General features: G+C 60.7%; 24 protein-coding genes. 13 read left to right on the forward strand and 11 right to left on the reverse strand.

Annotation, left to right across the window (positions count from 1 at the left end; all coding sequences use genetic code 11):
* Window positions 1–23: 23 nt before the first annotated feature.
* From CAF77_RS13900 to groL, 4 genes are all read left to right on the forward strand, one after another.
* Window positions 24–755, forward strand: coding sequence for a HugZ family protein (locus CAF77_RS13900; RefSeq protein ID WP_085654776.1), 732 nt, complete (start codon window positions 24–26; stop codon window positions 753–755).
* Window positions 756–820: 65 nt separating this feature from the next.
* Window positions 821–1,297: an FxsA family protein gene (locus tag CAF77_RS13905; protein ID WP_039765871.1), complete on the forward strand. Its 477-nt coding sequence runs from the start codon at window positions 821–823 to the stop codon at window positions 1,295–1,297.
* Between the two features lie 258 nt (window positions 1,298–1,555).
* On the forward strand, window positions 1,556–1,849 hold the full coding sequence (locus CAF77_RS13910) for a co-chaperone GroES (RefSeq protein ID WP_064383823.1): 294 nt from the start codon (window positions 1,556–1,558) through the stop codon (window positions 1,847–1,849).
* Window positions 1,850–1,898: 49 nt separating this feature from the next.
* Window positions 1,899–3,545 carry a chaperonin GroEL gene (gene groL / locus CAF77_RS13915; RefSeq protein WP_064383822.1) on the forward strand — a complete coding sequence of 549 codons (1,647 nt, stop codon included), beginning with the start codon at window positions 1,899–1,901 and terminating at the stop codon, window positions 3,543–3,545.
* 75 nt (window positions 3,546–3,620) lie between these two features.
* On the opposite strand, the gene CAF77_RS13920 is transcribed toward groL, so the two are convergent.
* The gene (locus CAF77_RS13920; protein ID WP_085654778.1) at window positions 3,621–4,364 is read right to left on the reverse strand and encodes a phosphatase PAP2 family protein; all 744 of its coding nucleotides are present in this window, start codon (window positions 4,362–4,364) and stop codon (window positions 3,621–3,623) included.
* A 218-nt stretch (window positions 4,365–4,582) separates the two neighbouring features.
* Here CAF77_RS13920 and colR point away from each other — a divergent pair, with 218 nt between their 5' ends.
* The 5 genes from colR to CAF77_RS13945 all read left to right on the forward strand — a co-directional run bounded on the left by colR (window position 4,583) and on the right by CAF77_RS13945 (window position 8,308).
* Window positions 4,583–5,266, forward strand: a complete 684-nt coding sequence (gene colR, locus CAF77_RS13925; RefSeq protein WP_007953224.1) for a two-component system response regulator ColR — start codon at window positions 4,583–4,585, stop codon at window positions 5,264–5,266.
* Window positions 5,256–6,530 carry a HAMP domain-containing sensor histidine kinase gene (locus CAF77_RS13930; RefSeq protein ID WP_064383820.1) on the forward strand — a complete coding sequence of 425 codons (1,275 nt, stop codon included), beginning with the start codon at window positions 5,256–5,258 and terminating at the stop codon, window positions 6,528–6,530. The genes colR and CAF77_RS13930 overlap by 11 nt, the downstream gene beginning before the upstream one ends.
* 161 nt (window positions 6,531–6,691) lie before the next feature.
* Entirely contained in the window at window positions 6,692–7,360 is a 669-nt protein-coding gene (locus tag CAF77_RS13935) for a class I SAM-dependent methyltransferase (RefSeq protein WP_064383819.1), read from the forward strand.
* A gap of 4 nt (window positions 7,361–7,364) precedes the next feature.
* The gene (locus CAF77_RS13940) at window positions 7,365–8,078 is read left to right on the forward strand and encodes a lipopolysaccharide kinase InaA family protein (RefSeq protein ID WP_085654781.1); all 714 of its coding nucleotides are present in this window, start codon (window positions 7,365–7,367) and stop codon (window positions 8,076–8,078) included.
* A gap of 2 nt (window positions 8,079–8,080) precedes the next feature.
* Window positions 8,081–8,308, forward strand: coding sequence for a hypothetical protein (locus CAF77_RS13945; protein ID WP_011335717.1), 228 nt, complete (start codon window positions 8,081–8,083; stop codon window positions 8,306–8,308).
* Between the two features lie 72 nt (window positions 8,309–8,380).
* Here the strand turns inward: CAF77_RS13945 and CAF77_RS13950 are convergent, their stop codons facing one another.
* From CAF77_RS13950 to CAF77_RS13995, 10 genes are all read right to left on the reverse strand, one after another.
* Window positions 8,381–11,410: a multidrug efflux RND transporter permease subunit gene (locus CAF77_RS13950; RefSeq protein WP_085654783.1), complete on the reverse strand. Its 3,030-nt coding sequence runs from the start codon at window positions 11,408–11,410 to the stop codon at window positions 8,381–8,383.
* Between the two features lie 13 nt (window positions 11,411–11,423).
* Window positions 11,424–12,572 (reverse strand): efflux RND transporter periplasmic adaptor subunit, encoded by a 1,149-nt coding sequence (locus CAF77_RS13955; protein ID WP_085654786.1) that lies wholly within the window; start codon window positions 12,570–12,572, stop codon window positions 11,424–11,426.
* 147 nt (window positions 12,573–12,719) lie between these two features.
* Window positions 12,720–13,820, reverse strand: a complete 1,101-nt coding sequence (locus tag CAF77_RS13960; RefSeq protein WP_085654788.1) for a DUF1513 domain-containing protein — start codon at window positions 13,818–13,820, stop codon at window positions 12,720–12,722.
* Between the two features lie 14 nt (window positions 13,821–13,834).
* The gene (locus tag CAF77_RS13965) at window positions 13,835–14,899 is read right to left on the reverse strand and encodes an imelysin family protein (RefSeq protein ID WP_085654791.1); all 1,065 of its coding nucleotides are present in this window, start codon (window positions 14,897–14,899) and stop codon (window positions 13,835–13,837) included.
* 26 nt (window positions 14,900–14,925) lie between these two features.
* Complete coding sequence (locus tag CAF77_RS13970) at window positions 14,926–16,353, reverse strand: di-heme oxidoredictase family protein (RefSeq protein WP_085654793.1); 1,428 nt, start codon at window positions 16,351–16,353, stop codon at window positions 14,926–14,928.
* A 275-nt stretch (window positions 16,354–16,628) separates the two neighbouring features.
* A complete protein-coding gene (locus CAF77_RS13975) occupies window positions 16,629–17,975 on the reverse strand; it encodes an imelysin family protein (RefSeq protein WP_085654795.1) in 1,347 nt (448 codons plus the stop codon).
* Window positions 17,976–18,171: 196 nt separating this feature from the next.
* Entirely contained in the window at window positions 18,172–20,223 is a 2,052-nt protein-coding gene (locus CAF77_RS13980) for a bifunctional diguanylate cyclase/phosphodiesterase (RefSeq protein ID WP_064383811.1), read from the reverse strand.
* A 355-nt stretch (window positions 20,224–20,578) separates the two neighbouring features.
* A complete protein-coding gene (locus CAF77_RS13985; RefSeq protein WP_003227660.1) occupies window positions 20,579–21,175 on the reverse strand; it encodes a superoxide dismutase in 597 nt (198 codons plus the stop codon).
* A 176-nt stretch (window positions 21,176–21,351) separates the two neighbouring features.
* Window positions 21,352–21,954: a LysE/ArgO family amino acid transporter gene (locus CAF77_RS13990; RefSeq protein WP_011335710.1), complete on the reverse strand. Its 603-nt coding sequence runs from the start codon at window positions 21,952–21,954 to the stop codon at window positions 21,352–21,354.
* 5 nt (window positions 21,955–21,959) lie between these two features.
* Window positions 21,960–22,361, reverse strand: coding sequence for an ACT domain-containing protein (locus tag CAF77_RS13995; RefSeq protein WP_085654797.1), 402 nt, complete (start codon window positions 22,359–22,361; stop codon window positions 21,960–21,962).
* A gap of 96 nt (window positions 22,362–22,457) precedes the next feature.
* Here CAF77_RS13995 and CAF77_RS14000 point away from each other — a divergent pair, with 96 nt between their 5' ends.
* From CAF77_RS14000 to CAF77_RS14015, 4 genes are all read left to right on the forward strand, one after another.
* The gene (locus CAF77_RS14000) at window positions 22,458–23,351 is read left to right on the forward strand and encodes a LysR family transcriptional regulator ArgP (protein WP_085606712.1); all 894 of its coding nucleotides are present in this window, start codon (window positions 22,458–22,460) and stop codon (window positions 23,349–23,351) included.
* A 54-nt stretch (window positions 23,352–23,405) separates the two neighbouring features.
* Window positions 23,406–24,398, forward strand: a complete 993-nt coding sequence (locus CAF77_RS14005; protein ID WP_064383808.1) for an NAD(P)-dependent oxidoreductase — start codon at window positions 23,406–23,408, stop codon at window positions 24,396–24,398.
* Window positions 24,399–24,514: 116 nt separating this feature from the next.
* Window positions 24,515–25,390, forward strand: coding sequence for an ATPase (locus CAF77_RS14010; protein WP_085654800.1), 876 nt, complete (start codon window positions 24,515–24,517; stop codon window positions 25,388–25,390).
* Window positions 25,391–25,514: 124 nt separating this feature from the next.
* Window positions 25,515–26,363: a cache domain-containing protein gene (locus tag CAF77_RS14015; RefSeq protein ID WP_085654802.1), complete on the forward strand. Its 849-nt coding sequence runs from the start codon at window positions 25,515–25,517 to the stop codon at window positions 26,361–26,363.
* Window positions 26,364–26,479 lie beyond the last annotated feature (116 nt).

Below are 26,479 nucleotides of genomic sequence, written 5' to 3' on the forward strand. Positions count from 1 at the left end.
GATTCTATTTAAGGAGTCATAAATTGAGCGTTGAAGTGGCTAAGAATGCCCGAGAATTGCTTCTCAAGGAATACCGTGGCGTGCTGTCGACCCACTCCAGATCGATGCCCGGTTTTCCGTTCGGCTCCGTGGTTCCCTACTGCCTGGACGACCAGGGCCGGCCGCTGATCCTGATCAGCCGCATCGCCCAGCACACTCACAATCTGCAGAAAGATCCGAAATGCTCGCTGCTGGTGGGCGAGCGCGAGGCTGACGATGTGCAAGCCGTTGGTCGCCTGACCTACCTGGCCGAGGCGGAAAAACTCGAAGACGCTGCCGCCATCGAAGCTGCCGCCGATCGCTATTACCGTTATTTCCCCGATTCGCAGAATTACCACACGGCCCACGATTTCGATTTCTGGGTGCTCAAACCGGTGCGTCATCGCTACATCGGCGGCTTCGGCGCGATCCATTGGGTCGATCACCTGACCCTGGCCAACCCGTTCGCCGGCAAGGCCGAAGTCAGCATGGTCGAGCACATGAACAGCGACCACGCCAAGGCCATCGCCCATTACGTCGACCTCGCCGGTCTGCCGAAAACCGTACCGGCGCAACTGGCCGGGATCGACACCGAAGGCATGCACTTGCGCATCGGTCAGGCGCTGTACTGGCTGCCGTTTCAAGCGCCTTGTCATACGCCGATACAAGTGCGCGAGGCCTTGGTTTCTCTGGCTCACGCCGAGGTCTGGCCAAAAAATGCGGTGGCCGACGCTTGAATTCACGAAAGGGCGACGTCATCTAAGGCTTACTGCAAGGCATTTCTTGCGTTGAGGAAACTTTGATGCGCCCTTTTTTGTTGCTCTTTCTGCTGTTCCCGGTGTTGGAGCTGTTCGTATTCGTCAAAGTGGCAGGATCGATCGGATTTTTCCCGGCCCTGCTGCTGATCATTCTCGGCTCGATGTTCGGCGTGTTCGTGCTGCGCGTCGCCGGGCTGGCCACCGCACTGCGTGCCCGTGAAAGCCTTAACCGCGGCGAGCTGCCTGCGCAGACCATGCTCGAAGGCCTGATGCTGGCCCTGGCCGGTGGCCTGTTGATCCTGCCGGGCTTCATCAGCGACGTGGTCGGTCTGGTGCTGCTGTTGCCGTTCAGTCGCCGACTGGTCGCCAACAAAATGCGTCAGCGCGCCGAAGAACAGGCCATGCGCCAGCGAGCGTTCGCCGATGATCTTCAACCTCGCGGCGGTCCTGCACCGCGCCAGCCTCTTGGCCGCGAAGGTGATGTGATCGAAGGCGAATTCGAACACCGCGACAGCAAGTAACTTCTGCATCGACACGGCACCTTCGGGTGCCGTGTTCTTTTATGGGACGAATTCAGCCAGCCTGCATGAAATTTTTTTGTCCTCAACCCTTGTAATCAGCTTATGCGCCCTTATGTATCGGTCACCGCAAGGTTCCGGCATATGAGTCGGACAGACTTCCGCGGTTCGCTCGACGAGCCGCAACCGGCGCAGGCCGGATTCGTTAAACCCGCCGGGACTACACCGGCCGATGAAAACCACAATTAGGAGAGATCGACAATGAAGCTTCGTCCTCTGCATGACCGCGTCGTTATCCGTCGCAGCGAAGAAGAAAAGAAAACCGCTGGCGGTATCGTCCTGCCAGGTTCGGCTGCTGAAAAGGCCAACCACGGTGTGATCGTCGCTGCAGGTCCGGGCAAAACTCTGGAAAACGGTGAAGTGCGTCCGCTGGCCGTTAAAGTCGGCGACAAGGTTGTGTTCGGTCCTTACTCCGGCAGCAACACTGTGAAAGTCGACGGCGAAGACCTGCTGGTAATGGCTGAGAACGAGATTCTCGCTGTACTGGAAGGCTGATACCCCGCTCATTTTCCCGCTACTACAAAGTATTTAAGGAATATCGATCATGGCTGCTAAAGAAGTTAAATTCGGCGATGCCGCTCGCTCCAAGATGCTCAAAGGCGTCAACGTTCTGGCTGACGCGGTAAAAGCGACCCTGGGCCCGAAAGGCCGTAACGTGATCCTCGAGAAGAGCTTCGGCGCTCCGACCATCACCAAGGACGGCGTTTCCGTCGCCAAAGAAATCGAACTCGAAGATCGCTTCGAAAACATGGGCGCGCAGCTGGTCAAAGACGTTGCCTCCCGTGCCAACGATGACGCCGGTGACGGTACTACTACCGCTACCGTTCTGGCTCAGTCGATCGTCAACGAAGGCCTGAAAGCCGTCGCTGCCGGCATGAACCCGATGGACCTGAAGCGCGGTATCGACAAAGCGACCATCGCGATCGTCAAAGAACTGAAAGCCCTGTCCAAGCCATGCGCTGACACCAAGGCCATCGCTCAGGTCGGCACCATCTCCGCCAACTCCGACAACTCCATCGGCGACATCATTGCCGAAGCCATGGAAAAAGTCGGTAAAGAAGGCGTGATCACCGTTGAAGAAGGCTCGGGCCTGGAAAACGAACTGTCGGTTGTAGAAGGCATGCAGTTCGACCGTGGCTACCTGTCCCCGTACTTCGTCAACAAGCCGGACACCATGGTCGCCGAGCTCGACGGCCCGCTGATCCTGCTGGTCGACAAGAAGATCTCGAACATCCGCGAAATGCTGCCAGTGCTGGAAGCCGTAGCCAAAGCCGGCCGTCCACTGCTGATCGTGGCCGAAGACGTTGAAGGCGAAGCCCTGGCGACTCTGGTTGTGAACAACATGCGTGGCATCGTTAAAGTCGCAGCCGTCAAGGCTCCAGGCTTCGGCGACCGTCGCAAGGCCATGCTGCAGGACATCGCCGTTCTGACCGGCGGTACCGTGATCTCCGAAGAGATCGGCCTGAGCCTGGAAAGCACCACCCTGGAACACCTGGGCAGCGCCAAGCGCGTCACCCTGTCCAAGGAAAACACCATCATCGTCGACGGTGCTGGCGTTCAAGGCGACATCGAAGCCCGCATCGCTCAGATCCGTGCCCAGGTGGCCGAGACTTCCTCGGACTACGACCGTGAAAAACTGCAAGAGCGTCTGGCCAAGCTGTCCGGCGGCGTTGCAGTGATCAAGGTTGGCGCTGGTTCCGAAGTCGAAATGAAAGAGAAGAAAGCCCGCGTTGAAGACGCCCTGCACGCAACCCGTGCAGCCGTTGAAGAAGGCGTGGTACCTGGCGGTGGCGTTGCGCTGATCCGTGCTCTGGAAGCCCTGACCGAACTGACCGGCGACAATGCTGACCAGAACGTCGGTATCGCTGTGCTGCGTCGCGCTGTTGAAGCGCCGCTGCGTCAGATCGCTGCCAACTCCGGTGACGAGCCAAGCGTAGTCGTCAACGAAGTCAAGAACGGCAAAGGTAACTTCGGTTACAACGCTGCTTCCGGCGAATACGGCGACATGATCGAAATGGGCATCCTGGACCCAACCAAGGTCACCCGTTCGGCTCTGCAAGCTGCAGCCTCCATCGGCGGTCTGATCCTGACCACCGAAGCAGCTGTTGCTGACGCACCGAAGAAAGAAGGTGCAGCTGGCGGCGGTATGCCAGACATGGGCGGCATGGGTGGCATGGGCGGCATGATGTAAGCCAGCCTTACCCAGTAACGAAAAACCCCGTCTGCGTGAGCAGACGGGGTTTTTTATTGCCCGCGTTTCAGAGTTTCATGCGTTGACCGGACGGGCCTGTGTCGCTGTTTCACCCTTTACTGCCGGACGATACAGAATCCAGTAATACGACCCCAGACAGATCAGCCAGCAGAAGATCGCCGTCCACACGTTGTGGGAAAAGAAGTGCGCGCCCTGCATCATCCGGCTGATCGAGAACACCAACCCCAGCGCAAAGGCAAAGATGAACGCCTGACGGGCCAGCCGCGGGCGACGATCACGCAGCACGAAGAACAGCGCAAACAAGGTAAAACCTGTAGCCGCATGACCACCCGGCCAGCAACGACCGGGCTTGTCGGTCGGCGGGCGATGCTCCAGCAGTTTGCTGTAGGTTTCGTGACCGCCGAACTGTTCGAGGCTCCAGGGGCATTGCACCGCTGTCACCGCTTTCACCGGCGTGACAAAAGAAGTGGCCAGCCCCAGCGACAACACCAGGCAGCCCAGCTCACGCTTGAACGGTTTGAGCCGCTCGATGAAAAACGCGCCGATGAACCCGAGGATGGAGAACACCGAAAAGGCGATCACCACTTGTTTGGCGCGATCGTGGAGGATGTCTTCGAGAAAGTAACTGTGCCGGCCGATGAAGTCGCCCGCGACCGGATCGTAAAACAGCCGGGCCAGATCCATGTCCAGATCGGTCAGCTCCAGCAACACCAGAATGACCGCCGCGACGGCGGGAATGCCCAGGCAAAGCCATACATTCAAAGGCCTTGAAGCAGGGCGGGCAGAGATCGAAACCATGGCAATTCCTTCATCGGTAAGGTCTTCAAAGAAGCACAACCGCGTGAGTCTGCGCCCGGTTCTGTCGGCGATTTGTCGGCCGCTCGTGAAAAACTCGTCAAGTCCGGCGATCCGTGCAATTAAGTCAAATCAACCTGCCCAGCGCCTAGCCGTGAGCCACACTTGGCCGTAAGCTGCGCGGGCCAAGACGGCCGCTACCGTGTACGGAGGAGGTGCCCATGCGAATTCTATTGGTCGAAGACAACCGCGATATCCTGGCCAATCTGGCCGATTACCTGGGGCTCAAAGGCTATACCGTCGATTGCGCCCAGGACGGTCTGTCGGGCCTGCATCTGGCCGCCACCGAGCATTACGACCTGATCGTGCTCGACATCATGCTGCCGGGCATCGACGGCTACACCCTGTGCAAACGCCTGCGCGAAGACGCCCGTCGCGATACGCCGGTGATCATGCTCACCGCCCGCGACCAGCTCGATGACCGCTTGCAGGGCTTCAAGTCCGGGGCCGACGATTATCTGGTCAAGCCGTTCGCGCTGTCGGAGCTGGCGGCGCGGGTCGAAGCGGTGATGCGTCGCACCCAGGGCGGCGGTCGCCGGGCCCTGCAGGTCGGCGATCTGAGCTACGACCTTGATACCCTTGAAGTGACCCGCGAAGGCAAATTGCTCAAGCTCAACCCGGTCGGCCTGAAACTGCTGGCGGTGCTGATGCAAAAGAGCCCGCATGTCCTGCGTCGGGAAATTCTCGAAGAAGCGCTGTGGGGCGATGACTGCCCGGACAGCGACAGCCTGCGCAGCCATGTCCACCAATTGCGTCAGGTGATCGACAAACCATTCGCCAAACCGTTGCTGCACACCGTGCATGGCGTGGGCTATCGCTTGGCCGAGGGCCGCGATGGAGTTTAAGCAAAGTCTTGCCCAGCGGATCATCATCGCCTTTGCGTTGATGAGTGCGCTGGTGGCCGGGGCGTTTGCCATGGGCATCGTCGCGACCGTGCATCTGGTCGAGGAAAAACTGATTTCCGCCGGGCTGGGCGGCGACCTGCAACGACTGCTGTTGATGGACAATGTCTCGGACTGGAGCCACCGGCCGGAACCGGATCAACTCTTCTACTTCAGCGGCGGGCCGGGCGACTTCGAGCTGCCCAAGGACCTGCGACACCTGGATTCGGGTTTCCATGAAGTCTTTCGCGAGCAGCTGTCGTACCACGCGATGGTCGAGGTGGTCGACGGTCGCCGCTATGTGCTGCTGCAGGATCAAAGCGATTTCGAAGAGCGCGAGCGTGTGCTGTTCGCCGTGGTGCTGGTGGGCTTTGTGCTCAGTCTGGCGCTGGCGGTGTTCCTTGGCTGGGTGCTGGCGCGCAAGGTGATGGCCCCGGTGGTGCGGCTGGCCCGCCAGGTACGTCATCGCGATCAGTTGCTCGGACTGGCGCCTCCGCTGGCGCCGGATTATGCGGCAGACGAGGTGGGCGAGCTGGCAGTGGCGTTCGACGCCACTCTTGGACGCTTGCGTCAGGCACTGACGCGGGAGCGCTTGTTTACCAGCGACGTCAGTCACGAATTGCGTACGCCGTTGATGGTGCTGGCCAGCTCTTGTGAGCTGCTGCTGGAAAATCCGGGCATCGATCAGCGCGGCAAGGCTCAGGTTCAGCGCATTGCGCGGGCCAGTGAAGAGATGCGTGAGCTGGTACAGACTTTCCTGATGCTCGCTCGCGCCCAACGTGAAGACGCCGGCGCAGCGCCCCAGCAAAGCCTCTCGCAAGTGGCTGACAGTTTGCTGTGCCTGTGGCGAGAGCCCATCGAATCCAAGGGCTTGCAGCTGATTTTCGAACCGGGCAATCCGCCCGACACCCGTTACAACGCAACGCTGCTCAATGCCGTGATGGGGAACTTGCTGCGCAACGCCTTGCATTACACCGAGCAGGGGTTCATTCGCTTGACCCTCAATGCCAACGGTTTCGTTGTCGAGGATTCGGGCGTCGGCATTCCCGAGGAAAAGCGCGAGGCGATGTTCCAGCCGTTTGTCCGCGGCAACGAAAAGCGCGGAGAAGGGCTGGGATTGGGTCTGTCACTGGTTCAACGCATCTGCGAGAACCAGGGCTGGAGCGTCACGTTGAGCACGATGGAGCCCAATGGCTGCCGTTTCGAGGTGGATCTGGGCAAGCGTTGAGGGCGTTGCATCTGACACGAGAGTGCCTCCAACCTGTCTAAATCCTGTATAACCTTGAAATAGTTTGCCGATTTACATGACGTTTTTTTCACAAAGGGATGACCTGACGCTGACACGCCGCTGCTTAAGGTGGCGCTATCAGTAATTCAGGAGTTCTGGTGATGGCCGGCCCGATCAAGCTCGATTTTTCCGAAAAGTACGACGACAACCATGCGCAGAAATATTTGCGCAAGCATCAGGACGGTCTGGGGCGTCGTTTGTCCAACTGGCGGGATCAGCAGTTGGCCCGCAAGGCGTTGACCCTTGTCGGCGAGCCGGGGCTGGTTCTGGACCTGCCGTGCGGTGCAGGACGTTTCTGGCCATTGCTGGCGGAAAAACCCAACCGGGTGATCATTGGGGCGGACAACTCCGAGTCGATGATCAAGACCGCCATGCAGGCGCAACCGGCGGATGTGGTGAAACGGGTACAACCCTTGCACACCTCTGCGTTCGACATTGCCTTGCCTGATAACGCCGTCGACAGCATTTTCTGCATGCGACTGCTGCATCACATCGGTGAAGCCGAGCACCGCCGGGCGATTCTGCGCGAGTTCGAGCGCGTCACCCGCGACAGCGTGATCATTTCGCTCTGGGTCGATGGCAATTTCAAGGCCTGGAAACGCAAGCGCGCCGAGCGCAAGCGTGGGCAGGAGGGTTACCAGAACCGGTTTGTGTTACCGGCCGCAACAGTTGAAAAGGAATTCGAAGACGCGGGATTCCGCATCCAGGAACAACTGGACTTCATTCCGCTCTATGCCATGTGGCGAGTTTACGTATTACGCAAGAGGTAAGAGGATGGCAGTGCAATTTGCAGCAGAAACGGAAGCCGCTCCCCAGGACCGCTTCGACTACTACTGGAACCAGCGCGGTGAGTGGGTGGAAGAACCCAACGTGCGTCGTGGTGGCGAAAGTGGTGTGCAACGGGTGGTGGGACGCGATGGTCAACTGCTGTATGCCAAACGCCAGACAGGACATATTTATCGCAGCTGGTTGCATCCGTTCGGGCGACCGACCGTGTTGCGTGAACTGGATGCGCTGACCGGGGTTTCCCGTCTCGGGGTCCGGGTGCCAGAAATCGTCTTTTGCGGTGCTCAACCCGATCCTCAGCACAAGTGGCGGGCGCTGTTGGTGACCAAATCCCTCGATGGCTTTCAGGAGCTTGAGCAATGGGTGGCCGCCGGCGGTCGTGAGCAATATGGCGAAGCCGTCTATGAACGCGTGCTCAAGGACCTCGCCGAAAACCTGGCTCGCATGCACAAAGGTCGCTGGCAGCACAGTTGCATCTACATCAAGCACGTCTTTGTCAGCGTGACCGGCGAAGGTGAATCGGCCAAGGTCGAAGTCGCTTTGATCGATCTGGAAAAATGCCGTCAGCGTCTGACCGCTCATCGCGCGGCCGCCCATGACATGAAGCAATTGCGCCGCCACTCGTCGTTCAGCGCTACCGACTGGAAAAAACTCGTCTACTTTTATGAGACGGCGTTTGGCAGCGCTATCAAAGGTTTATAGCGATGAAACTAGAAATTGCACGAGGTTTGTTTCTGGTAGGAGCCTTGGCAGTTGCATCATTGGCGGTGGCGGCCTGGGAACAGCCACGCATGCAGGTCATTGGCGCATCAGCCAGCGACCCGCATTGCCCGATGCCACGGGTGGCGAAAGCCGCCGTGGCGACTCAGCCGGACCATGATCTGTTGCTGTTCATGTTCGGACTTTCTCAAGGGATGAGGCCGCAGAGTTGAATCGTTCGACAAGAGCCAAAGGCCTCGCCAATGCGAGGCCTTTTTTATTGCGTCATGGCTCGTGTTACTGCGTCATGCCTTGGGATCGGGTTTCGCCAGCACGGTATAAACGCACGGCAGGACAAACAGCGTAAACAGTGTCCCGATCGACATCCCCGTGGCAATCACCGTCCCGATGTCGAAGCGGCTGACCGCACCAGCGCCGGTAGCCACGATCAACGGCACCATGCCGAACACCATCGCCGCCGTGGTCATCAACACCGGGCGCAGACGAATCGCCGCCGCTTCCTCCACCGCCTCCCGAGGCGTGAGGCCCTTCTCCTTGCGCAACTGGTTGGCGAACTCGACGATCAGGATCCCGTGTTTGCTGATCAGCCCGATCAGTGTCACCAGCCCGACCTGGGTGTAGATGTTCATGCTCGACCAGCCGAGGAACAGCGGAATCAGCGCCCCGCAGATCGACAGCGGCACGGTCACCAGAATCACCAATGGATCGCGGAAACTTTCGAACTGCGCCGCCAGCACCAGGAAAATGATCGCCAGGGCCAGAGCGAAAGTCACCCACAGCGCGCTGCCCTCCTGGACGTACTGCCGGGAAGCGCCGCCGTAATCGAAGGCAAAGCCGGCCGGGGCTTCTTCCCGGGCGATCTGCAACACGCTGTCGATGGCTTCCCCCATGCTCACCAGCGGGAACCCGGACAGCTTGGCCGCGTTGAGTTGCTGGAACTGGTTGAGCTGTCGCGGTCGTGCGCGGTCGGTCACGGTGATCAGGGTCGACAGCGGCAGCAGTTCGCCCTGGGTGTTTTTCACGTAGTAATTGTTCAGCCAGTCCGGGTTATCGCGGTAGACCCGTTCGACCTGGGCGATGACCTTGTAGCTGCGGCCTTCGATGGTGAACCGGTTGATTTCCGCCTCGCCCAGCAAAGTCGCCAGCGTACCGCCCAGATCCTGCATCGATACGCCCATCTGCGCCGCCTTGGCGCGGTCGATGTCGACCACCACTTCGGGTTTGTCGAAGGCCAGGTCAAGGTCGACGAAGGCGAACTTGCCCGATTCCATGGCGCGCTTCTTGATCCGGTCGGCCACTTGCAGCAACAGCTCGTAGTCATTGGCGGTGTTGATCACGAACTCGAACGGCAGGCCTTCACCGGTGCCGGGCAGGGATGGCAGGTTGAAACCGAAGATCTGCAGGCCCGGAATGCCCTCGAGTTTGCCCTGCACCTCGGGGAGGATTTCCATTTGCGTGCGGCTGCGCTCGTTCCACGGCTTGAGCAGGAAACCGCCGATGCCGCTCTGGACGCCGTTGTAGCCGTTGATCTGGAACGATGAGTAGTACTCCGGGAACTCCTTGAAGATCTTGATGAACTCGTCGGTGTAGGTGTTCAGGTAATCGAGGTTGGTCGGTTGCGGCGCGTTGGCCATCATGAAGATGATGCCCTGATCCTCGTCCGGTGCCAGTTCCGACTTGGTGAACTTGAGCAGCACCGGAATCAGGCACAACACGATCACCGCAAACACCAGCACCACCGGCCGGGTATTGAGCGTGCCGTGCAGCATGGTTTGATAACGCCGCTTGAGACTGTCGAAAATCAGGTCGAGGCGGTGGGCCAGGCCCGTGGGGTTTTCGTCATGGCGCAGCAGCATGGCGCACATCATCGGCGACAGGGTCAGGGCGACGACGCCGGAGATCACCACCGCCCCGGCCAGGGTCAACGCAAACTCCTTGAACAGCGCCCCGGTCAGCCCGGTCAGGAAGCCGATCGGTGCGTACACCGCTGCCAGGGTGATGGTCATAGACACCACCGGCATGGCGATTTCCCGGGCGCCTTCGAGCGCGGCCTCCAGCGGTGTCTTGCCTTCCTCGATGTGCCGGTGGATGTTTTCCACCACCACAATCGCGTCGTCCACCACCAGCCCGATGGCCAGCACCATCGCCAACAGCGTCAGCAGGTTGATCGAGTAGCCCATCATCTGCATGAAGAACATCACGCCGATCATCGACAGCGGAATGGTCACCACCGGAATCACTACCGAACGCAGGGCACCGAGGAACAGGAACACCACCACGATCACGATCAGCACCGCCTCGAACAGGGTTTTCACCACTTCGTCGATGGAGGCCTGGATGAACAGCGTGGCGTCGTAGGCGATTTCGCTCTTGAGGTTGGGCGGCAGCTGGGCTTCCAGCTCCGGCATGATCTTGCGTACTTCCTTGATAACGTCCAGCGGGTTGGCACCGGGTGTGGCCTTGATCCCGATGTACACCGAGGGCGTACCGCCGAACGAACTGATCGAGTTGTAGTTTTCCGCGCCCATCTCGACCCGCGCCACATCGCTGAGCAGCACCCGGCTGTCACCGCTCACCTTGAGCGGGATCTTGCCGAAGGCTTCGGCGGACTTCAGTTCGGTGTTGGCGTTGATGCTGGTGACCACGTACTCACCTTTCACCTCACCGGCGGCGGAGAGGAAGTTGTACTGGCGCACCGCGTTGGTCACGTCACTGGCGCTGAGGCCGAACCCGGCGAGTTTCACCGGATCGATCCACAGGCGCATGGCGAACACCTGGTTGCCGAGAATCTCTGCCTCGGCCATACCCGGCAGGGTTGCCAGCTTCGGCTGTATCACTCGCGACAGGTAGTCGGTGATCTGCGGGTTGTTCAGCTCCTTGCTGAAGAAGCTGATGTACATCAGCGCCGAGGCGTCGGCGGCTTCTTTGCTCAGTACCGGGTCTTCGGCATCCTGAGGCAGTTTGTTCTTCACCTCGTTGGCCTTGGCCAGCAGTTCGGTGAACAAACGGTCGCTGTTGGAGCCGATGCGCGCGTAGATCGAAATCACCGAGAAGTTCTGGCGACTGACCGAGGTCATGTAGTCGATGCCCTCGGCGCTGGCCAGGCTTTGCTGCATCGGCTGGGTGATGTAGCCCTGAATGGTTTCGGCGTTGGCCCCGGGGTACGCGGTGGTCACCGTGATCAGGGCGTTTTCCATTTGCGGGTATTGGCGCAGCGGCAGCTTGCTCCAGGCCTGGAAGCCCAGCAGCACAATCAGCAGGCTGACCACGGTGGCGAGCACCGGGCGGCGGATGAACGGATCGGTAAAAGCCATGGGGTTTCCTTGATCAGTCGGCGCGGGGCGGACTGTTCTGCTCGCCGAGGGTCTTGTCGTCGCTGATGGCAATGTGGGCGCCGTTGTCCAGTTTGATCTGGCCGGCCGTCACCACCTGTTCGCCGCTCTGCACGCCCTTGTTGATCATCACCTGGCCATCGCGGCGTTCGCCGGTCTCGACGAACCGACGCTCGGCGATCAGCACCGGTTGGCCCTTGTCGTCTTTCTCGACGGTGCCGTCTTCGGCTTTCTTCTGGGTGACCACGTACGTCGAGTTGCCGTAGAGGGTGTAAGTGATCGCGCTTTCCGGGACCACGATGTGTTTCTGCGGATCCGGCAGCAGCACCTCGACGCTGGTGAACATGCCCGGCAGCAACTTGCCGTCGGGGTTGGCCAGGGTGGCGCGAACCAGAATGTTGCGGGTGGTGCTCTCGACGATCGGGTTGATCGCGCTGATGGCACCGGTGAAGTTCTGGCCGGGATACGCCGCGACCGTAATCTGTACCGGTTGCCCGATGGCCAGTTTCGGCACCGACTGTTCGGGCACGTAGAAGTCGGCGTAGAGGCTGCTCAGATCCTGCAGGGTGGCGATCTTGGTGCCGCTGGCGAGGTAGTCGCCGATGTCGACGAGGCGGATGCCGATGGTGCCGCTGAAGGGCGCGACGATGCGTTTTTTGGCCAGCGCCGCATTGAGTTGATTGACCGTGGCCTTGTTCTTTTGCAACTGCGCCGAGAGCCGGTCGAATTCGCCTTTGGAGATGGCGCTGCTGCCGACCAGTTGGCTGCCGCGACCGTAATCCAGCTGCGCGAGGCCGAGATCGGCCTTGGCGGTTTCGAGGAAGGCGGTTTCGACGGCGCTGTCCAGTTGCAGCAAGGGTTGGCCGGCCTTGACCTTCTGCCCCGATTCGAATTTCAGCTCGGTGACGGTGCCGGCGTTTTCCAGACTCAGGTCGACGCCTTGCAGCGCCTTCAGCGTGCCGACGGTGGGCAGACGCATCTGCCACGGGCGCTCGACGGCGGTGGCCACGGCGACGCTGATCGGCGGCTTCGGTTTGGAAAAGCCCTGGATCATCGTATAGATCGAAAAGGCCTTGTAACCGGCGAGAAGCAGAACGATCAGCAGTACAACACCCAACATGATCAGCATGCGGCGACGCAGCATATTTCCAGTTCCTTGGAGAAAATCAGGCGAGACAGGCGGGCACATTACCCTGAGTTCGGCAGGGATTCCAACTGCCAGTTTTTACAGGGTATGAAGGGCGGCGATAGAAAAAAGCTGGGCCGCCGACCGAGCGGTCGACGGCGAATTTCAGGCCATCAGATGAAGATGGTTGTCCCAGAGCCCTGCGGGCAAATCCAGCGGTTTGGCCAGCAGTTCATCCTGGCGGCAATCGTAGTAACGGCAGCGTCCCTGACCGGAGGTCACGACAAAGCCGTCCTTCACCGCACCGACGCCGGCGCAGTCAGGCAACGGGGCGTCGAGTCGGACTTCGCCGCTGTCCAGGTCCCAGATGAAGAAGCGGTTGCCGCGCGGTGCGGTCAGTGCCACCAGACGCAGGTCGCTGTGCACGGCGACGCTGGCGGTGTAATGACCCATCGACTGCAACTGATGCTCCGGCACCGGGAACGCCACGAACGGCTGGCCGGGACGTTTGATCGCCAGCAGCTCCGAGCGCTCGTGGGAAGGCCCCATGAATTGCTGGCCGGCGACGATGGTGCCGTCGCTGGCGATCCCCAGGTGGCGCACGCTGTTCATCTGCTGGGCGAGGGTTTCCTTGCTCAGCAGGGTGCCATCGCGCTGCATCAGCACCAGGCTTGGTTCCATGGCGTCGAGGTTCATGTCGACCCGGCTTTCGGCCTCGGTGCGGATCCCGCCATTGGCCACCACCAGGGTTTCACCGTCGGGCATCCACGACACCTGATGCGGGCCGAGACCGTGGGTGGAAATCTCGCCGCTGTGGACCAGCCGTTCGCCTTCGAACTTGTACACCCCGAGCAGACCACGGCCCGGATCGGTGGTGTCGTTTTCGGTGGCATACAGGTAGTCGCCGCTGTGGTGGATCACCGCGTGGCCGTAGAAATGCCGGTTCGGCTGCGAGGTCACGGTTTGCAGCAATGCACCGCTGCGCAGGTCGATCAGGTAGCTCTCGGTGCCCGGCCGGCGGGCGACGAACAGCGCGATCGGCAGCGTCGGGTGATTAATGATGTCGTGGCAGCGCTGGCCGACTTCAGTGGCGAACACCCGGGTGCCGTCCAGCCGATAACCGACGGCGTAGTGCTTGCCGTCGGTGTCGTCCCGCGCCGACAGCAGCAGCGGGCTTTGGTCCTTGCGTTTGGACAGCGTCCAGCCGCCCAGTGTCACTGCTCCCAGCAGCAAACTACCTAAAGTCAGAGCCTGGCGTCGCAGCATGGCACGTGCCCTCATCAGTCACCGTCGTTGGCGTTGAAGCCCAGTTGGATGCCCAGCGCCTTGGCCAGTTCGCCTTCATGCAGGCGATGGACGACGTTGAGGCTGTCGTAAATGTCGTTGAGTTGCTGGCGACCAGCGTCATCGTTGAGCATTTCGGTCAGCGAGCGCTGGGTGCTGTCGAACAGTTTGAGCGAGGCCGCGTAGGCGGCATCGATCTTGTCCGCCAGCGGCTTTTGCTCAGCCGGCAGCAGGCCACGCAGGCCTTTGTTGTCGACGCCTTCCCAGACAGTTTTCGCCGCCGCGAGGCTGGCTTCCAGCGCCTCCATGGACGACTGGCTACGCCATGCGTCGGCCTGGAACGGTTGAGGTACGCCCTTGCTCTGACGGCCCATCGGCGTGCCGAGTTTTTTCTTCAGGGTGTCGAGAGCGGTGACCTGTACCCGCAGCAGATCGGCGATCGCTTCGTGGGAGTCGGCGTAGCGCTGGTTCGGGAATTTGCTCATCTGCGCGAGCATGCCGTCGGTGTTGTTCCAACTGCTGAGGATCTCTTCGGCCAGTTGTTTCTGACGCTCGCCGATGGCCACCAGCAGTGGGCAGTATTTGGCTTTCTGCGCGTCGTTGGCGACGTCAGGCTTGGCGTCGAACAGGATGTACTCGTAGGCGGACAGGCCCTGAACCACGACGCTGGATTTGGCCAGGGCGGCGGCGTCGATCTGCGGCTGCGCGGTGACCAGTTGCTCGACCTGACGGCCGACCAGGTTTTTCTTGTCCGGCCAGAACTGCACCTGCCACGAACGGTTGCCCTCGGCCAGCGGGCCAATCAGCAACGGTTGCAACTCGGCCCAGGCTTTCTGCGCATGCAGGAAGTCAGCACGGGCGGTGTCCAGCGACTCTTTGCCCTGGCAGTAGGCGAGGGCACTGACGGCCAGTTGCCTGTCGGCTTCGACCCAGCGGGTGTAGGTCGGCAGGATCACCGATTTGGCGATGGCCGCCGAGGTGACGGCTTGCGGATCCTGCGGCGAGCACGCGCCGAGGGCCAGTGCGGCAAGGCTGGTGAACAACAGCTTGGGACGGAACATGTCGGGCTCCCGATTCGTTCAAGTGTTTAAAGTGAGTTCAAGAACGCCAGCAGCGCGGCACGCTGCTCGGCGTTGAAAGACAAAACCTGTTGCTGCGCCGCCTTCGCTTCGCCGCCGTGCCAGAGCACGGCTTCGAGCAGATTGCGGGCGCGGCCGTCATGCAGAAACTGGGTATGGCCGCTGACCGTCTGCGTCAGGCCGATGCCCCACAGCGGCGGGGTGCGCCAGTCGCGGCCGGAAGCCTGAAATTCAGTGCGGTTGTCCGCCAGGCCTTCGCCCATGTCATGGAGCAGCAGATCGCTGTATGGGCGAATCACTTGATTGGCCAGTTCAGGTTCGGCGGCATTGGCGGCGGTGGTGTATTTTGGGGTGTGACAGGACTGGCAGCCCGCCTGGAAAAACAGATTCTTGCCGGCCAGCACTTGCGCATCGTTGACCCCACGGCGGGCGGGAACGGCAAGGTTGCGGCTGTAGAACAGCACCAGGCGCAGGATGTTGTCGCTGACTTCAGGTTCGCCGTCCGGGCCGCTGCCGTTCGGCGCCTGTTTACAGGCGGTTTGCGCGTCGGTGCAGTCATCAAACGGTCTCAGGCTGGTGGTCAGGCCCATATCACCCGAAAACGCGTGTACATTTTGTTGATTGAGGTTCGGTTGGCCGGCTTTCCAGCCAAATCGCCCCATCACGGTCTTTTGCTGTGCGTCATCCCAGACCCGGTTTGGCCGGCCGTTGATGCCGTTGTTCTCTTTGGCCTGTGCGGCAGCGTTGGCGAGGATCGCTTCTTCGGGAATCGCTTCGAGCAGGCCCAGGCCGATCATCGGCGGCGCAACGCGGGCCGAGAAACGTGTGTCCGGGTGCATCGGGCCGTAGCCGAGCTGGGTGATCTGCAAGACTGGTTTGCGCAGCTCGACCTCGGTGCCGTCCTTGAAGCGGACCGGCACCGGCGTGTAATCGACCCGCACCTTGCCTTCCGGCGCGACGCCGGGAACGGCCATGTCCTGGAACTGGCCGCCGTACACCGGCTCGGGAACCACACCGACCTGCTCGATCAATTTGGCGTACTGCGGCGCATCGGGAATCGACAGACGCACCAGCATCGACACCGCGTTGGCCGCATCCGGCGTCGGCGGATGACCGCGACCGTCCTTGATGTGGCAGTTCTGGCAGGCGTTGGTGTTGAACAGCGGGCCGAGGCCATCGCGTGCCGTGGTGGTCGAAGGCGCGATCACCCACGGGCTGCGAAAGAAACTGTTGCCGACACTGAAGTCCACCCGCCGCGAAGGCGGCAGATTGGCCGACGGCAGGGAAAACGCGTTCTGATCGCTCTTGCGCACAGTCGCCGCGCCGCCGGAACGGGCCTCACCCGGCTCGGCCTTGGTGAAACGCGGGGCGTCATCGCAGGCACTCAGGCCCAGGGCCAGAAACAGTGCGGACAAGCGAAGAGGCAGCGAGGGCATCAGACATCCTGCAAGAGGGGCGAATTTAAAGGCGCAAAGTCTAACAGGGCGAGGGAGATTGAATAAGAGGAATTATCGTTTGCTTGATGCAGGGCAGGGGTTTCACAAACTTTGATCGTTCCCACGCTCTGCGTGGGAATGCCTCAACGGACGCTCTGCGTTCGGCTTTTGATTTGGGACGCAGAGCGTCCCGGGCTGCGTTCCCACGCAGAGCGTGGGAACGATCAGCGAAAAAAGGCGACCCGAAGGTCGCCTTTTTAACGCGGACGCTGTGATCAGAACTCGTGATCGGCGTTGTCCGGGTTCAGGTCGCTGATGCCGAGCTTGCCGGCTGCGGCTTCGATCGAACCGGTCTGCTTGACCAGCGAAGCGATGGCATCGCGCACGATCTGGTTGCCGGCGGTATTGCCCGCTGCGATCAACTGGTCGTAGTGCTCACCCTTGTTGGCGTGATCGACCATGACCTGGATCTTGGCTTCGGTGGCAGCCAGATCGGCTTTCAGCGCGGTGTCGGCAGCCGGGTCAACCTTGGCCACCAGCGATGACAGGCTGGCGCCGGTCAGTTTGGTGCCGTCGACGCGGGTGTACTCGCCCAGGTAAACGTTACGAATGCCCTTGGCATCGTAGAAGTGCGAGTTGTGGGTATTGTCGCTGAAGCAATCCTGTTCGTCTTCCGGGGAATTCGCTTCCAGGGACACCTTCATGCGCTCGCCGGCCAGTTCGCCCAGGGACAGGCTGCCCATGCCGAACAGCATTTTGCGCAGGCCGCTTTCAGCCGGTTCGGCTTCCAGGGTGGCGCGGTAGTTGTCAGCCACGTTCGGCTTCCAGTTGGCGACCATTTCTTCCAGATCGCTGACCAGCAGCTGGGTCACGGCTTTCAGGTAGGCACGACGACGATCGTTGTGACCGCCAGTGGCGCCTTTGCCTTCCAGATAGTCCGAAGCCGGACGGTTGCCGGCGCCCGGGCCGGTGCCGTTCAGATCCTGGCCCCAGAGCAGGAATTCGATGGCATGGTAGCCGGTGGCAACGTTGGCTTCGGAACCGCCCAGCTCGTTCAGGCTGGCGAGTTTTTCCGGGGTGATGTCCTTGACGTCGACCTTGTCTTCGCCGACCTGTACTTCGGTGTTGGCGATGATGTTGGCGGTGGCGCCTGGATTGCCCAGTGCGTGTTCGTAGGACTTGTCGACGTAGTCGATCAGGCCTTCGTCCAGAGGCCAGGCGTTCACCTGACCTTCCCAGTCGTCGATGATGGTGTTGCCGAAGCGGAACACTTCGCTCTGCAGGTAAGGAACGCGGGCGGCGACCCAGGCAGCCTTGGCGGCTTTCAGGGTGTCGGCGTTCGGCTTGGCGAGGAATGCGTCGATGGCGGTTTGCAGGGTTTTCGCGGTGGATTCGGCATCGCTGTAAACGGCGAAGACCATGTCGGCATAGTGCGAGACAACGGCTTTGCCGGCGGCCTCGTCGACTTTACCGGCGGCAGCAGGCGCAGCCGGTGCAGCGGTGCTGGCAGCCGGGGTCGGCGCAGCAGCGGCGGCCTTGTCTTTGTCTTTACCTTCGCCGCAACCGGCGAGGGAAATAGCGATGGCCAGCAGACTGGCGGTAGCCAGAGGCATACGAATCATGGCGAACATCCTGCTTCGGTAATTGAGTGGACAGGCGCGGGGGTGCGCAAAAGCTGCGACATAATGCAAATCTTTCGCATTATGTGTAAAGGGTTGTAGCTGGAAATATTTCTTATTTGCGCGGGGGTTGCGCTGGATCAACCGCGAGGTTCATGCCCGGCAGACCGCGGGTGGTATCGGGCATGGCAGGCCGGTTTCAGAGGATGGCAGCGTTGCTGCGCTGGGCCTGCTTGAGGTAAATGCTCAACTCGCGTGCCGGCAGCGGTTTGCTGTAGTGGTAGCCCTGACCTTCGTGGCAGCCTTCGGAAATGATGTAGGTTTCCTGTTCGGCGGTTTCCACCCCTTCGGCGATCACCTGCATGCCCAGGCTTTTGCCCAGTTGAATGATGGCGCGAACGATGGTCGCGTCATCGTCGTCATCCAGCAGATCCTGGACGAAGCTCTTGTCGATCTTGATCTTGTCCAGCGGCAGGCTCTTGAGATAACTCAGCGACGAATAGCCGGTGCCGAAGTCGTCGATAGCGATCAAGGCGCCGGAGCGGCGCAGGCTCAGCAGGTGCTGGGCGGCGGTGCTGATGTCTTCCATCAGGCCGGTTTCGGTGACTTCCAGCTCCAGGCTGCGCGGTGGCAGGCGGTACATCTGCAACAGGTTGTTGACCACGCGGGGCAGCTCGGCGTGGTGCAGTTGCACGGTGGACAGGTTGACCGCCATGCGCAGGTCGACAAAACCCTGATCGTGCCAGTCGCGCAGTTGCTTGCAGGCCTGATCCAGCACCCATTCGCCGATGGCGATGATGGTGCCGTTCTGCTCGGCCAGGGGTATGAACAGGTCTGGCGGCACCAGACCGTGTTCCGGATGCTGCCAGCGGATCAGGGCTTCGACCCCGACCACGCGATGATCGCGGTAGCTGATCTGCGGCTGATAGACGAGGTAGAACTGATCGCGCAACAGCGCATCGCGCAGGTCTTTTTCCAGTTCGCGACGGCGGCGCATCTCGCTGTCGACGCTGGCGATGTAGAACTGATAGCGGTTGCGCGAGCGGGTCTTGGCCAGGGTCATGGTCTGCTCGGCTTTCTGCAACAGCTTCTCGGTGCTGTCGCCGTCCTCCGGGAACAGGGTGATGCCGATGGTCGCGCGCAGGCGAATCTCTTGATGATCAAGGGCGAACGGCGCTTCCAGGTCATCAAGGATACTTTGCGCCAGTTCCGCCGCTTCGTAGGGTTGCTCGATATCGGCCTGCACCAGGGCGAACTGGTCGCCGCCGAGACGGGCGAGGGCGCCGAGGCGACCGCTGTGAGCGCGTAGCCGGTCAGCGAGGGCGAGCAATAACTGGTCGCCGGTCTGGTAGCTGAATTGTTCGTTGATGCCTTTGAAATCGTCCAGTCCTACGCAAAGCACGGCGACCCTGCGTTGCAGCTTGCCGGCATCCACCAGAATCTTGTCCAGTTGCTGCTGCAATTGCTGACGGTTCGGCAGGCCGGTGAGGAAATCGTACTGGGCCATGCGCAGCAGGCTGTTTTCCGCTTCGTGGCGCAGGTGGGTGTTGCGTTCGATGGATTCGAGCAACTGGTTGGCGGTGTTGATCCAGATCCCCAGTTCGTTTTTCTCGTGGCCCTTGAGTTGCGGAATCTTGTGTTCGCTGGGGCGGTCGGGGTTGATCTCGGTGAGGTGTTCGATGATCCGCGACAGCGGTTTGGTCAGCAGCCAGTGATAGACCAGATACAGCACCAGGCCCATGGCCAGGGCGCGCAACACGCCGGAAATGAAGATGATCACCGAACTGACGATGAAGCCCTGACCGTAGGTGGCCGTGTCGAGGGTGATGCTCAGATCGCCGTAATACTCGCTGTAGGGCCCGCGTCCCACCAGTTGGGTGGTGAACGTGCGCTCCTGGCCGAGGATCAGGTCGGTCAGCCAGCGGCTGTTGGATTGCTGCAGCTCACGGGATTTTTGCGCGAGCATGGCTTCGTTGGGATGACCGATGGAGGCCTGGCGCACGGCGTCATCCTGGAACAGGCCTTCGATCACCTGCATGCCCATCTCCCGGTCCAGGCTGTAGACGGCCTGGGTGGAGGGATCGCGGAACATGTCGAGGATGCGTTCGGCATCACCGGCGACGGCCTGGCGTGTTTTATAGGCATCGAACACGATCTGCGCGCAGCTCAAGACCACGCCGACGATCAATGCCGACAGGAGCACGACCCGGAGCAACTTCACCGACAAGCTGTTCTTGAGTTCCAGCTTCAAAGGGTTATTCCTTGTTCCGTGCGGGTAGCGTCAAGTTGCCATGAGTATTGGCAATCCCGTGTTGGCAGTCAAAGGGACAATCGAGCCGCAGAATAATTGTCCGTGGCCTTGGCCGAAATGCTGCTGTCTGGAGTCTTTGCCTTGGTTGTACTGTGTCGGTAGTTTCGGTCTCCAACTTGAGGGGTGTCGGACATTTTTTCCTTTTTTTGATGTTAGTCCGCCGTGGCTTGGGAGCAAGGGGAGAAGGGCGGTATCAGATGTGGGAAAAGGCCCTGTTTGCGATGCAACGCACCCACGATGATTTTTGCAGGTATAAAAAAACCCGGCAAAGCCGGGTTTTTGTCTGGCGTGCAGCTTAAGCGGTGAAGGTCTTGCCTTCGAACTGCTCGGCCACGAACTTCCAGTTGACCAGGTTCCAGAACGCCTCGACGTACTTCGGACGCAGGTTACGGTAGTCGATGTAGTAAGCGTGTTCCCAGACGTCGCAGGTCAGCAGCGGGGTGTCGCCGCTGGTCAGCGGGTTGCCGGCGCCGATGGTGCTGGCCAGCGCCAGGGAGCCGTCAGCTTTTTTCACCAGCCAGCCCCAGCCGGAACCGAAGGTGCCGATCGAGGTTTTGCTGAATTCTTCCTTGAACTTGTCGAACGAACCGAAAGCCGCGTTGATGGCTTCAGCCAGTGCGCCGGTTGGTTGACCGCCGGCGTTTGGCGCCAGGCAGTTCCAGTAGAAGGTGTGGTTCCAGACCTGAGCGGCGTTGTTGAAGATGCCGCCCGAGGAAGTCTTGACGATTTCTTCCAGGGTCTTGCCTTCGAACTCGGTGCCTGGCACCAGGTTGTTCAGGTTCACGACATAGGTGTTGTGGTGCTTGTCGTGGTGGAATTCCAGGGTTTCCTTGGAAATGTGCGGCTGCAGGGCATCGTGTGCGTAAGGCAGCGGCGGCAATTCGAAAGCCATGATGATTCTCCTAATCAGGTCTGTTGCGGTGAGCGCAAGGCCGATCACGGGCGGCCAGAAATGCACCGGCGAGTTTTTACTCTTTGCGGCGCAGGGTTCGGATCATAGCACCGGGGGTGCGGCTTAACCACGCAACAACTGTGTGGGATAGAGGTTCCAGAGCTGTTTGGAATAAATCATGAAGCCAATATCAATTGCCCCGCCACCGTGAACATCATCACCGCCACCAACAGATCCAGAATCCGCCAGGTACTCGGCCGTGCCAGCCACGGCGCGAGCCATGCCGCGCCGAACGCCAGGGTGAAGAACCACAGCAGCGAAGCGCTCGCCGCGCCCACCACATAAGCGCCGGGTACCGACTGTTGCGCACCGAGGGAGCCGATCAGCAAAACGGTGTCGAGATAGACGTGCGGGTTGAGCAGCGTCACCGCCAGAGCGCTGAGCATCACCGCCCGCAGCGAACGTACGGTCTGGTTTTCACCCTGTTGCAGGCTCTGTTTCGAACAGGCCCGGCGCAGCGCCTGGCTGCCGTACCAGATCAGGAACACCGCGCCGCCCCAGCGGGCAACCGCCAGCAAGGTCGGGTTCTGCGCCAGCACCGTGGCCAGACCGAACACACCGGCCGCCACCAGCAGCGCATCGCAGGCGACGCACAGCGCCGCGACCGGCAGGTGATGTTCACGCCGCAGGCTCTGGGCCAGGACAAAAGCGTTCTGCGTACCGATCGCCATGATCAGCCCGAACGCCACCAGCAAACCGTTGGTATAGCTTTGCCACATGACGGTTACTCCGCGTTGGCTGCGAGGTCGCGCAGCACTTGCATGGCGCGTTCGGCGTCCGCCTGACCGACGAACAAATGATCGTGGTAGTAGCCGGCAATCACATTGCAGCTGATGCCGGCCTTGCCAAGTGCACTGGCGAAAGCGGCGGTCAGGCCGACCGCTTCCAGCGCCGAATGCACGTTCAAGGTGATCCAGGCTGCGACATAGTCGAAGCTGAAGCCGGCGCGCTCGGCGTGGGAACGTTCCAGGATCACCGTCAGGCCTTCCTGCTCACGGAAACTGCCTACAACTTCCAGGCCGCTCGGCAACTCGCCGTCGGACAAGGTGCAGAAGACGTATTCGCCGGCATTGAGCTGCGGGCTCATGCTGCGCAGCAGGGTGGTCAACGAGGTTTCGCCAGCCATTGTGGGAGTCCTTGATAAAGAGTGCTTGCTGGCTATTCTCCCGGTAGACGCTGTATAAGAAAAACCAATAGTGCTGATCGCTCATTAGGAAAACTGATGTTCGACTACAAATTGCTTTCCGCTCTGGCCGCCGTGGTCGAGCAGGCCGGATTCGAACGGGCGGCGCAGGTGCTGGGCCTTTCGCAATCGGCGATTTCCCAGCGGATCAAACTGCTGGAAGCGCGGGTCGGCCAGCCGGTTTTGGTGCGCGGCACACCGCCGTCGCCGACCGAAATCGGCCGGCGCCTGCTCAACCATGTGCAGCAGGTGCGTCTGCTTGAGCGAGATTTGCAGACGCTGGTGCCGGCGCTGGACGAAGAAGGTCTGCCGGAGCGTCTGCGCATCGCGCTGAATGCCGACAGCCTCGCCACCTGGTGGGCCGAGGCGGTGGGCGACTTCTGCGCCGAACAACATCTATTGCTCGATCTGATCGTCGAAGACCAGACCGTCGGCCTCAAACGCATGCGCGCCGGTGAAGTGGCCGGTTGCCTGTGCGCCAGTGAGCGTCCGGTTGCAGGCGCGCGCAGTGTGCTGCTCGGAGCGATGCGCTATCGGGCGCTGGCCAGTCCGGCGTTCATCGAGCGGCACTTTCCCGACGGCGTGCGGGCCGAACAATTGCCGCGCACCCCCGCATTGGTCTTCGGCCCGGACGATTTTCTCCAGCATCGATACCTCGCGTCCCTCGGCGTCGATGGCGGTTTCGAACATCACCTTTGCCCGTCGTCCGAAGGTTTTATTCGCCTGACCGAAGCCGGGCTCGGCTGGGGACTGGTGCCGGAATTACAGGTGCGCGAGCAACTGGAGCGCGGCGTGTTGCGCGAACTGTTGCCAGATAAACCGATCGACGTGCCCTTGTACTGGCATCATTGGCGCAATGGCGGTCAGTTGCTCGGGCTGTTGACCGAACAATTGGTGCGCTCGTCGGCGCAATGGCTGGTGCCGTTGGACTGACGGCCAGCGTCAAGACTCACGAATCAGGCAAAACGAAAGACAGCGGAGCTCTACATGAAAATTCTGGTCACCGGCGCAAGCGGCTTCATTGGCGGACGCTTTGCGCGTTTCGCCCTGGAGCAGGGCCTGGACGTGCGGGTCAACGGTCGCCGGGCCGAGGGTGTCGAGCATCTGGTGCGTCGTGGTGCCGAGTTCGTTCAGGGCGATTTGAGCGACCCGGATCTGGTGCGTGCGCTGTGCAGCGATGTCGAAGCCGTGGTGCATTGCGCCGGCGCGGTCGGCTTGTGGGGCCGTTATCAGGACTTCCATCAGGGCAATGTGCAAGTCACCGAAAACGTGGTCGAGGCCTGCCTGAAACAACGGGTTCGGCGACTGGTGCATCTGTCGTCGCCCTCGATCTACTTTGACGGTCGCGACCACCTCGGCCTGACCGAAGAGCAAGTGCCCAAGCGCTTCAAACATCACTACGCCGCGACCAAATACCTGGCTGAGCAAAAGGTCTTCGGCGCCCAGGAATTCGGCCTCGAAACCCTGGCCCTGCGCCCGCGCTTCGTCACCGGCGCCGGCGACATGAGCATCTTTCCGCGCCTGCTGAAGATGCAGCGCAAGGGCCGTCTGGCGATCATCGGCAACGGTCTGAACAAGGTCGATTTCACCAGCGTGCACAACCTCAACGAAGCGTTGCTCAGCAGTCTGCTGGCCGACGCTTCGGCGCTGGGCAAGGCCTACAACATCAGCAACGGCGCCCCGGTGCCGCTGTGGGATGTGGTCAATTACGTGATGCGCAAGATGGAAGTCCCACAGGTCACCAAGTACCGTTCCTACGGTCTGGCTTACAGCGTGGCGGCGCTCAACGAAGGCGTGTGCAAGCTCTGGCCCGGGCGTCCCGAGCCGACCCTGTCGCGCCTGGGCATGCAGGTGATGAACAAAAATTTCACCCTCGACATCAGTCGCGCACGGCATTATCTGGACTACGATCCGAAAGTCAGTCTGTGGACGGCCCTCGATGAGTTCTGTGGCTGGTGGAAGGCTCAGGACATTCGTTGATACGAATCTGCCGGCCGGCACTGAACCGCGCCACGGGTTGAGGGTCAACCCCAGCGGCCGCGGGGTTTATACTTCGCGCCAATCTGCCATCACCGCGTTTCACAAAGGTTGCCTCAATGTCCATGCGTAACGATGCCCACGACGATTTCGACGATGTACCGAGCCTGCGCGCCGATACCCTCGATGACGACGATTTTCCGGTCACCGCCCGCACCTCCGTGCATTCACGCACGCCGCCGGTGGTCAAGGTCAAGGCCGCCAGCACCGGCCCGTTGTGGGCACTGGTCGGCGCATTGTTCTTCGCTTTCATCGGTCTGGCCTGGTGGAGCTTCCAGCAGATTTCACTGATGGAGCAGCAACTGGTGGCGACCCAGGAAAGTTTCGCGCGCATCAGTGAGGAAGCGGCGGGGCGTTTGCAGGACATTTCCGGCAAGGTCGTGGCCAGCCAGACCAATGTCACCACCGACAGCGAAGCGTTGAAGTTGCAGATCAAACAGCTGCAAAGCGCGCTTCAGGATCAGAGCAAACAGCAGCAGGGCGTGGCCGGGCAGGCGACGGATCTGGACAAGCGCCTGGCGCAGATGACCGCCCAGACCACTGAACTCCAGACTGCCAATACCCAGTTGCAGGCTCAGGTCAAAACCCTGAGCGCTGAACTGGCGACCCTGAAGAGCACGCCGGCCGACACCAGCAAGCTCGACGCCCAGCTCAAGGGCTTGGATGCACAGGTCAAAGGCTTCGATGCCCAGTTCAAGAGCCTCGGTGCCGACATCACGGCCCTGAAGAAACAAGGTGGGTCGAACCCTGCGATCGATCGTCTGGAGCAGGAAATCGTCATCCTCAAGAGCGAGCAGGACAACCGTCCGGCTGCTGCCCAGGGTGGCACCAACACCGCCGAATTCGACGCGTTTCGTGGGCAGATGACCCGCAACATCAACACCCTGCAAGCGCAGATCCAGAACCTGCAACAGCAACTCAACGCCCGTCCGTAAGCCTCTTGCGTGGCGAGGGCGCGAACACCCTCGCCACAGCAACATTCAGAAGCCATCTGAATATCCATACATGCCTTCAGGCCGTCTACGCTCTTGAAACACCAACAAGAACGAGGGATGCGTCATGGGGTTTGTGCACAAGCTGGCCTGGCTCGGCGCGGTGCTGCTGTTGAGTTTCGGTCAGGCCAACGCGGCCACCACGGAAAAAGACGACAGCAAGGCCGCCATCGCCTTGCTGGAAAAGGCTCTTGCCTATTACCACGACAACGGCGACAAGGCGTTTGCGGCGTTCAGCCGCCAGGGCGAATTCGTCGACAAGGACCGTTACGTGTTCGTGGTCGACACCAAGGGCGTGATGCTCGCCAGTGGTGGGCCGTCATCGGCGTTGATCGGTCGCGACGTCAGCGAAGTGCTCGGGCCGGACTTGCAGAAGTCCTTCAAGGACGCCTTGAAAGTGCCGGAAGGCAACGGCATTCAGCAGGCCGAATACCGCTGGCAGAACTGGTCCGACGGCAAGGTCGAGCGCAAGCACGTTTACTATCAACGCATCGGTCAGCGGATTCTGGCGGTGGGTTATTACTTGCCGCGTGCATCGGCGGAGCAGGCGAAAGCGTTGCTCGACAAAGCGGCCACCGACCTGGCCAAAGACGAGAAGGGCACGCTGTCCGCGATCAACTCGCTCAAGGGCGGATACTTGCAGGACGACCTGTATGTGTTCGTGGTCAATCTCGACAACCACCGCTATGTCGCCCACGGCACCAATTTGCGGTTGATCAACACCGATTTCGCCAAGGTCGATGACCCGGAAGGCAAACCGGTGGGCGAACCGATTCTGGCGCTGATCGGCAAACAGGATGAGGGCGAGTACGAGTACCGCTGGAAAAACCCGGTGACCGGCAAGGTCGAGAACAAACATGCCTACCTGAAGAAGGTCGGGAACATGCTGGTGGCGGTCGGTTATTACAGTGCTTGAATGCACTTCTCCTGTGGGAGCGAGCTTGCTCGCGATAGCAATGTAGCAGTGACGCAAATGTCGACTGATCAACCGCAATCGCGAGCAAGTCGAGTCGTCGCACCGTCGCTCCCACA

The organism is Pseudomonas sp. R15(2017) (assembly GCF_002112685.1).
Classification (GTDB): Bacteria; Pseudomonadota; Gammaproteobacteria; order Pseudomonadales; family Pseudomonadaceae; genus Aquipseudomonas; species Aquipseudomonas glycinae.

Excerpts from the sequence above, each read along its gene's own strand:
- CAF77_RS13990 (WP_011335710.1), bottom strand. The coding sequence starts at position 21,954 with ATGTGGCAAAGCTATACCAACGGTTTGCTGGTGGCGTTCGGGCTGATC.
- CAF77_RS13960 (WP_085654788.1), bottom strand. The coding sequence starts at position 13,820 with ATGCTGCGACGCCAGGCTCTGACTTTAGGTAGTTTGCTGCTGGGAGCA.
- CAF77_RS13905 (WP_039765871.1), top strand. The coding sequence starts at position 821 with ATGCGCCCTTTTTTGTTGCTCTTTCTGCTGTTCCCGGTGTTGGAGCTG.
- groL (WP_064383822.1), top strand. The coding sequence starts at position 1,899 with ATGGCTGCTAAAGAAGTTAAATTCGGCGATGCCGCTCGCTCCAAGATG.
- colR (WP_007953224.1), top strand. The coding sequence starts at position 4,583 with ATGCGAATTCTATTGGTCGAAGACAACCGCGATATCCTGGCCAATCTG.
- CAF77_RS13910 (WP_064383823.1), top strand. The coding sequence starts at position 1,556 with ATGAAGCTTCGTCCTCTGCATGACCGCGTCGTTATCCGTCGCAGCGAA.
- CAF77_RS13940 (WP_085654781.1), top strand. The coding sequence starts at position 7,365 with ATGGCAGTGCAATTTGCAGCAGAAACGGAAGCCGCTCCCCAGGACCGC.
- CAF77_RS13970 (WP_085654793.1), bottom strand. The coding sequence starts at position 16,353 with ATGCCCTCGCTGCCTCTTCGCTTGTCCGCACTGTTTCTGGCCCTGGGC.
- CAF77_RS13955 (WP_085654786.1), bottom strand. The coding sequence starts at position 12,572 with ATGCTGCGTCGCCGCATGCTGATCATGTTGGGTGTTGTACTGCTGATC.
- CAF77_RS13935 (WP_064383819.1), top strand. The coding sequence starts at position 6,692 with ATGGCCGGCCCGATCAAGCTCGATTTTTCCGAAAAGTACGACGACAAC.
- CAF77_RS13985 (WP_003227660.1), bottom strand. The coding sequence starts at position 21,175 with ATGGCTTTCGAATTGCCGCCGCTGCCTTACGCACACGATGCCCTGCAG.
- CAF77_RS14000 (WP_085606712.1), top strand. The coding sequence starts at position 22,458 with ATGTTCGACTACAAATTGCTTTCCGCTCTGGCCGCCGTGGTCGAGCAG.
- CAF77_RS14010 (WP_085654800.1), top strand. The coding sequence starts at position 24,515 with ATGTCCATGCGTAACGATGCCCACGACGATTTCGACGATGTACCGAGC.
- CAF77_RS14015 (WP_085654802.1), top strand. The coding sequence starts at position 25,515 with ATGGGGTTTGTGCACAAGCTGGCCTGGCTCGGCGCGGTGCTGCTGTTG.
- CAF77_RS13945 (WP_011335717.1), top strand. The coding sequence starts at position 8,081 with ATGAAACTAGAAATTGCACGAGGTTTGTTTCTGGTAGGAGCCTTGGCA.
- CAF77_RS13950 (WP_085654783.1), bottom strand. The coding sequence starts at position 11,410 with ATGGCTTTTACCGATCCGTTCATCCGCCGCCCGGTGCTCGCCACCGTG.
- CAF77_RS13995 (WP_085654797.1), bottom strand. The coding sequence starts at position 22,361 with ATGGCTGGCGAAACCTCGTTGACCACCCTGCTGCGCAGCATGAGCCCG.
- CAF77_RS13965 (WP_085654791.1), bottom strand. The coding sequence starts at position 14,899 with ATGTTCCGTCCCAAGCTGTTGTTCACCAGCCTTGCCGCACTGGCCCTC.
- CAF77_RS13920 (WP_085654778.1), bottom strand. The coding sequence starts at position 4,364 with ATGGTTTCGATCTCTGCCCGCCCTGCTTCAAGGCCTTTGAATGTATGG.
- CAF77_RS13930 (WP_064383820.1), top strand. The coding sequence starts at position 5,256 with ATGGAGTTTAAGCAAAGTCTTGCCCAGCGGATCATCATCGCCTTTGCG.
- CAF77_RS13975 (WP_085654795.1), bottom strand. The coding sequence starts at position 17,975 with ATGATTCGTATGCCTCTGGCTACCGCCAGTCTGCTGGCCATCGCTATT.
- CAF77_RS14005 (WP_064383808.1), top strand. The coding sequence starts at position 23,406 with ATGAAAATTCTGGTCACCGGCGCAAGCGGCTTCATTGGCGGACGCTTT.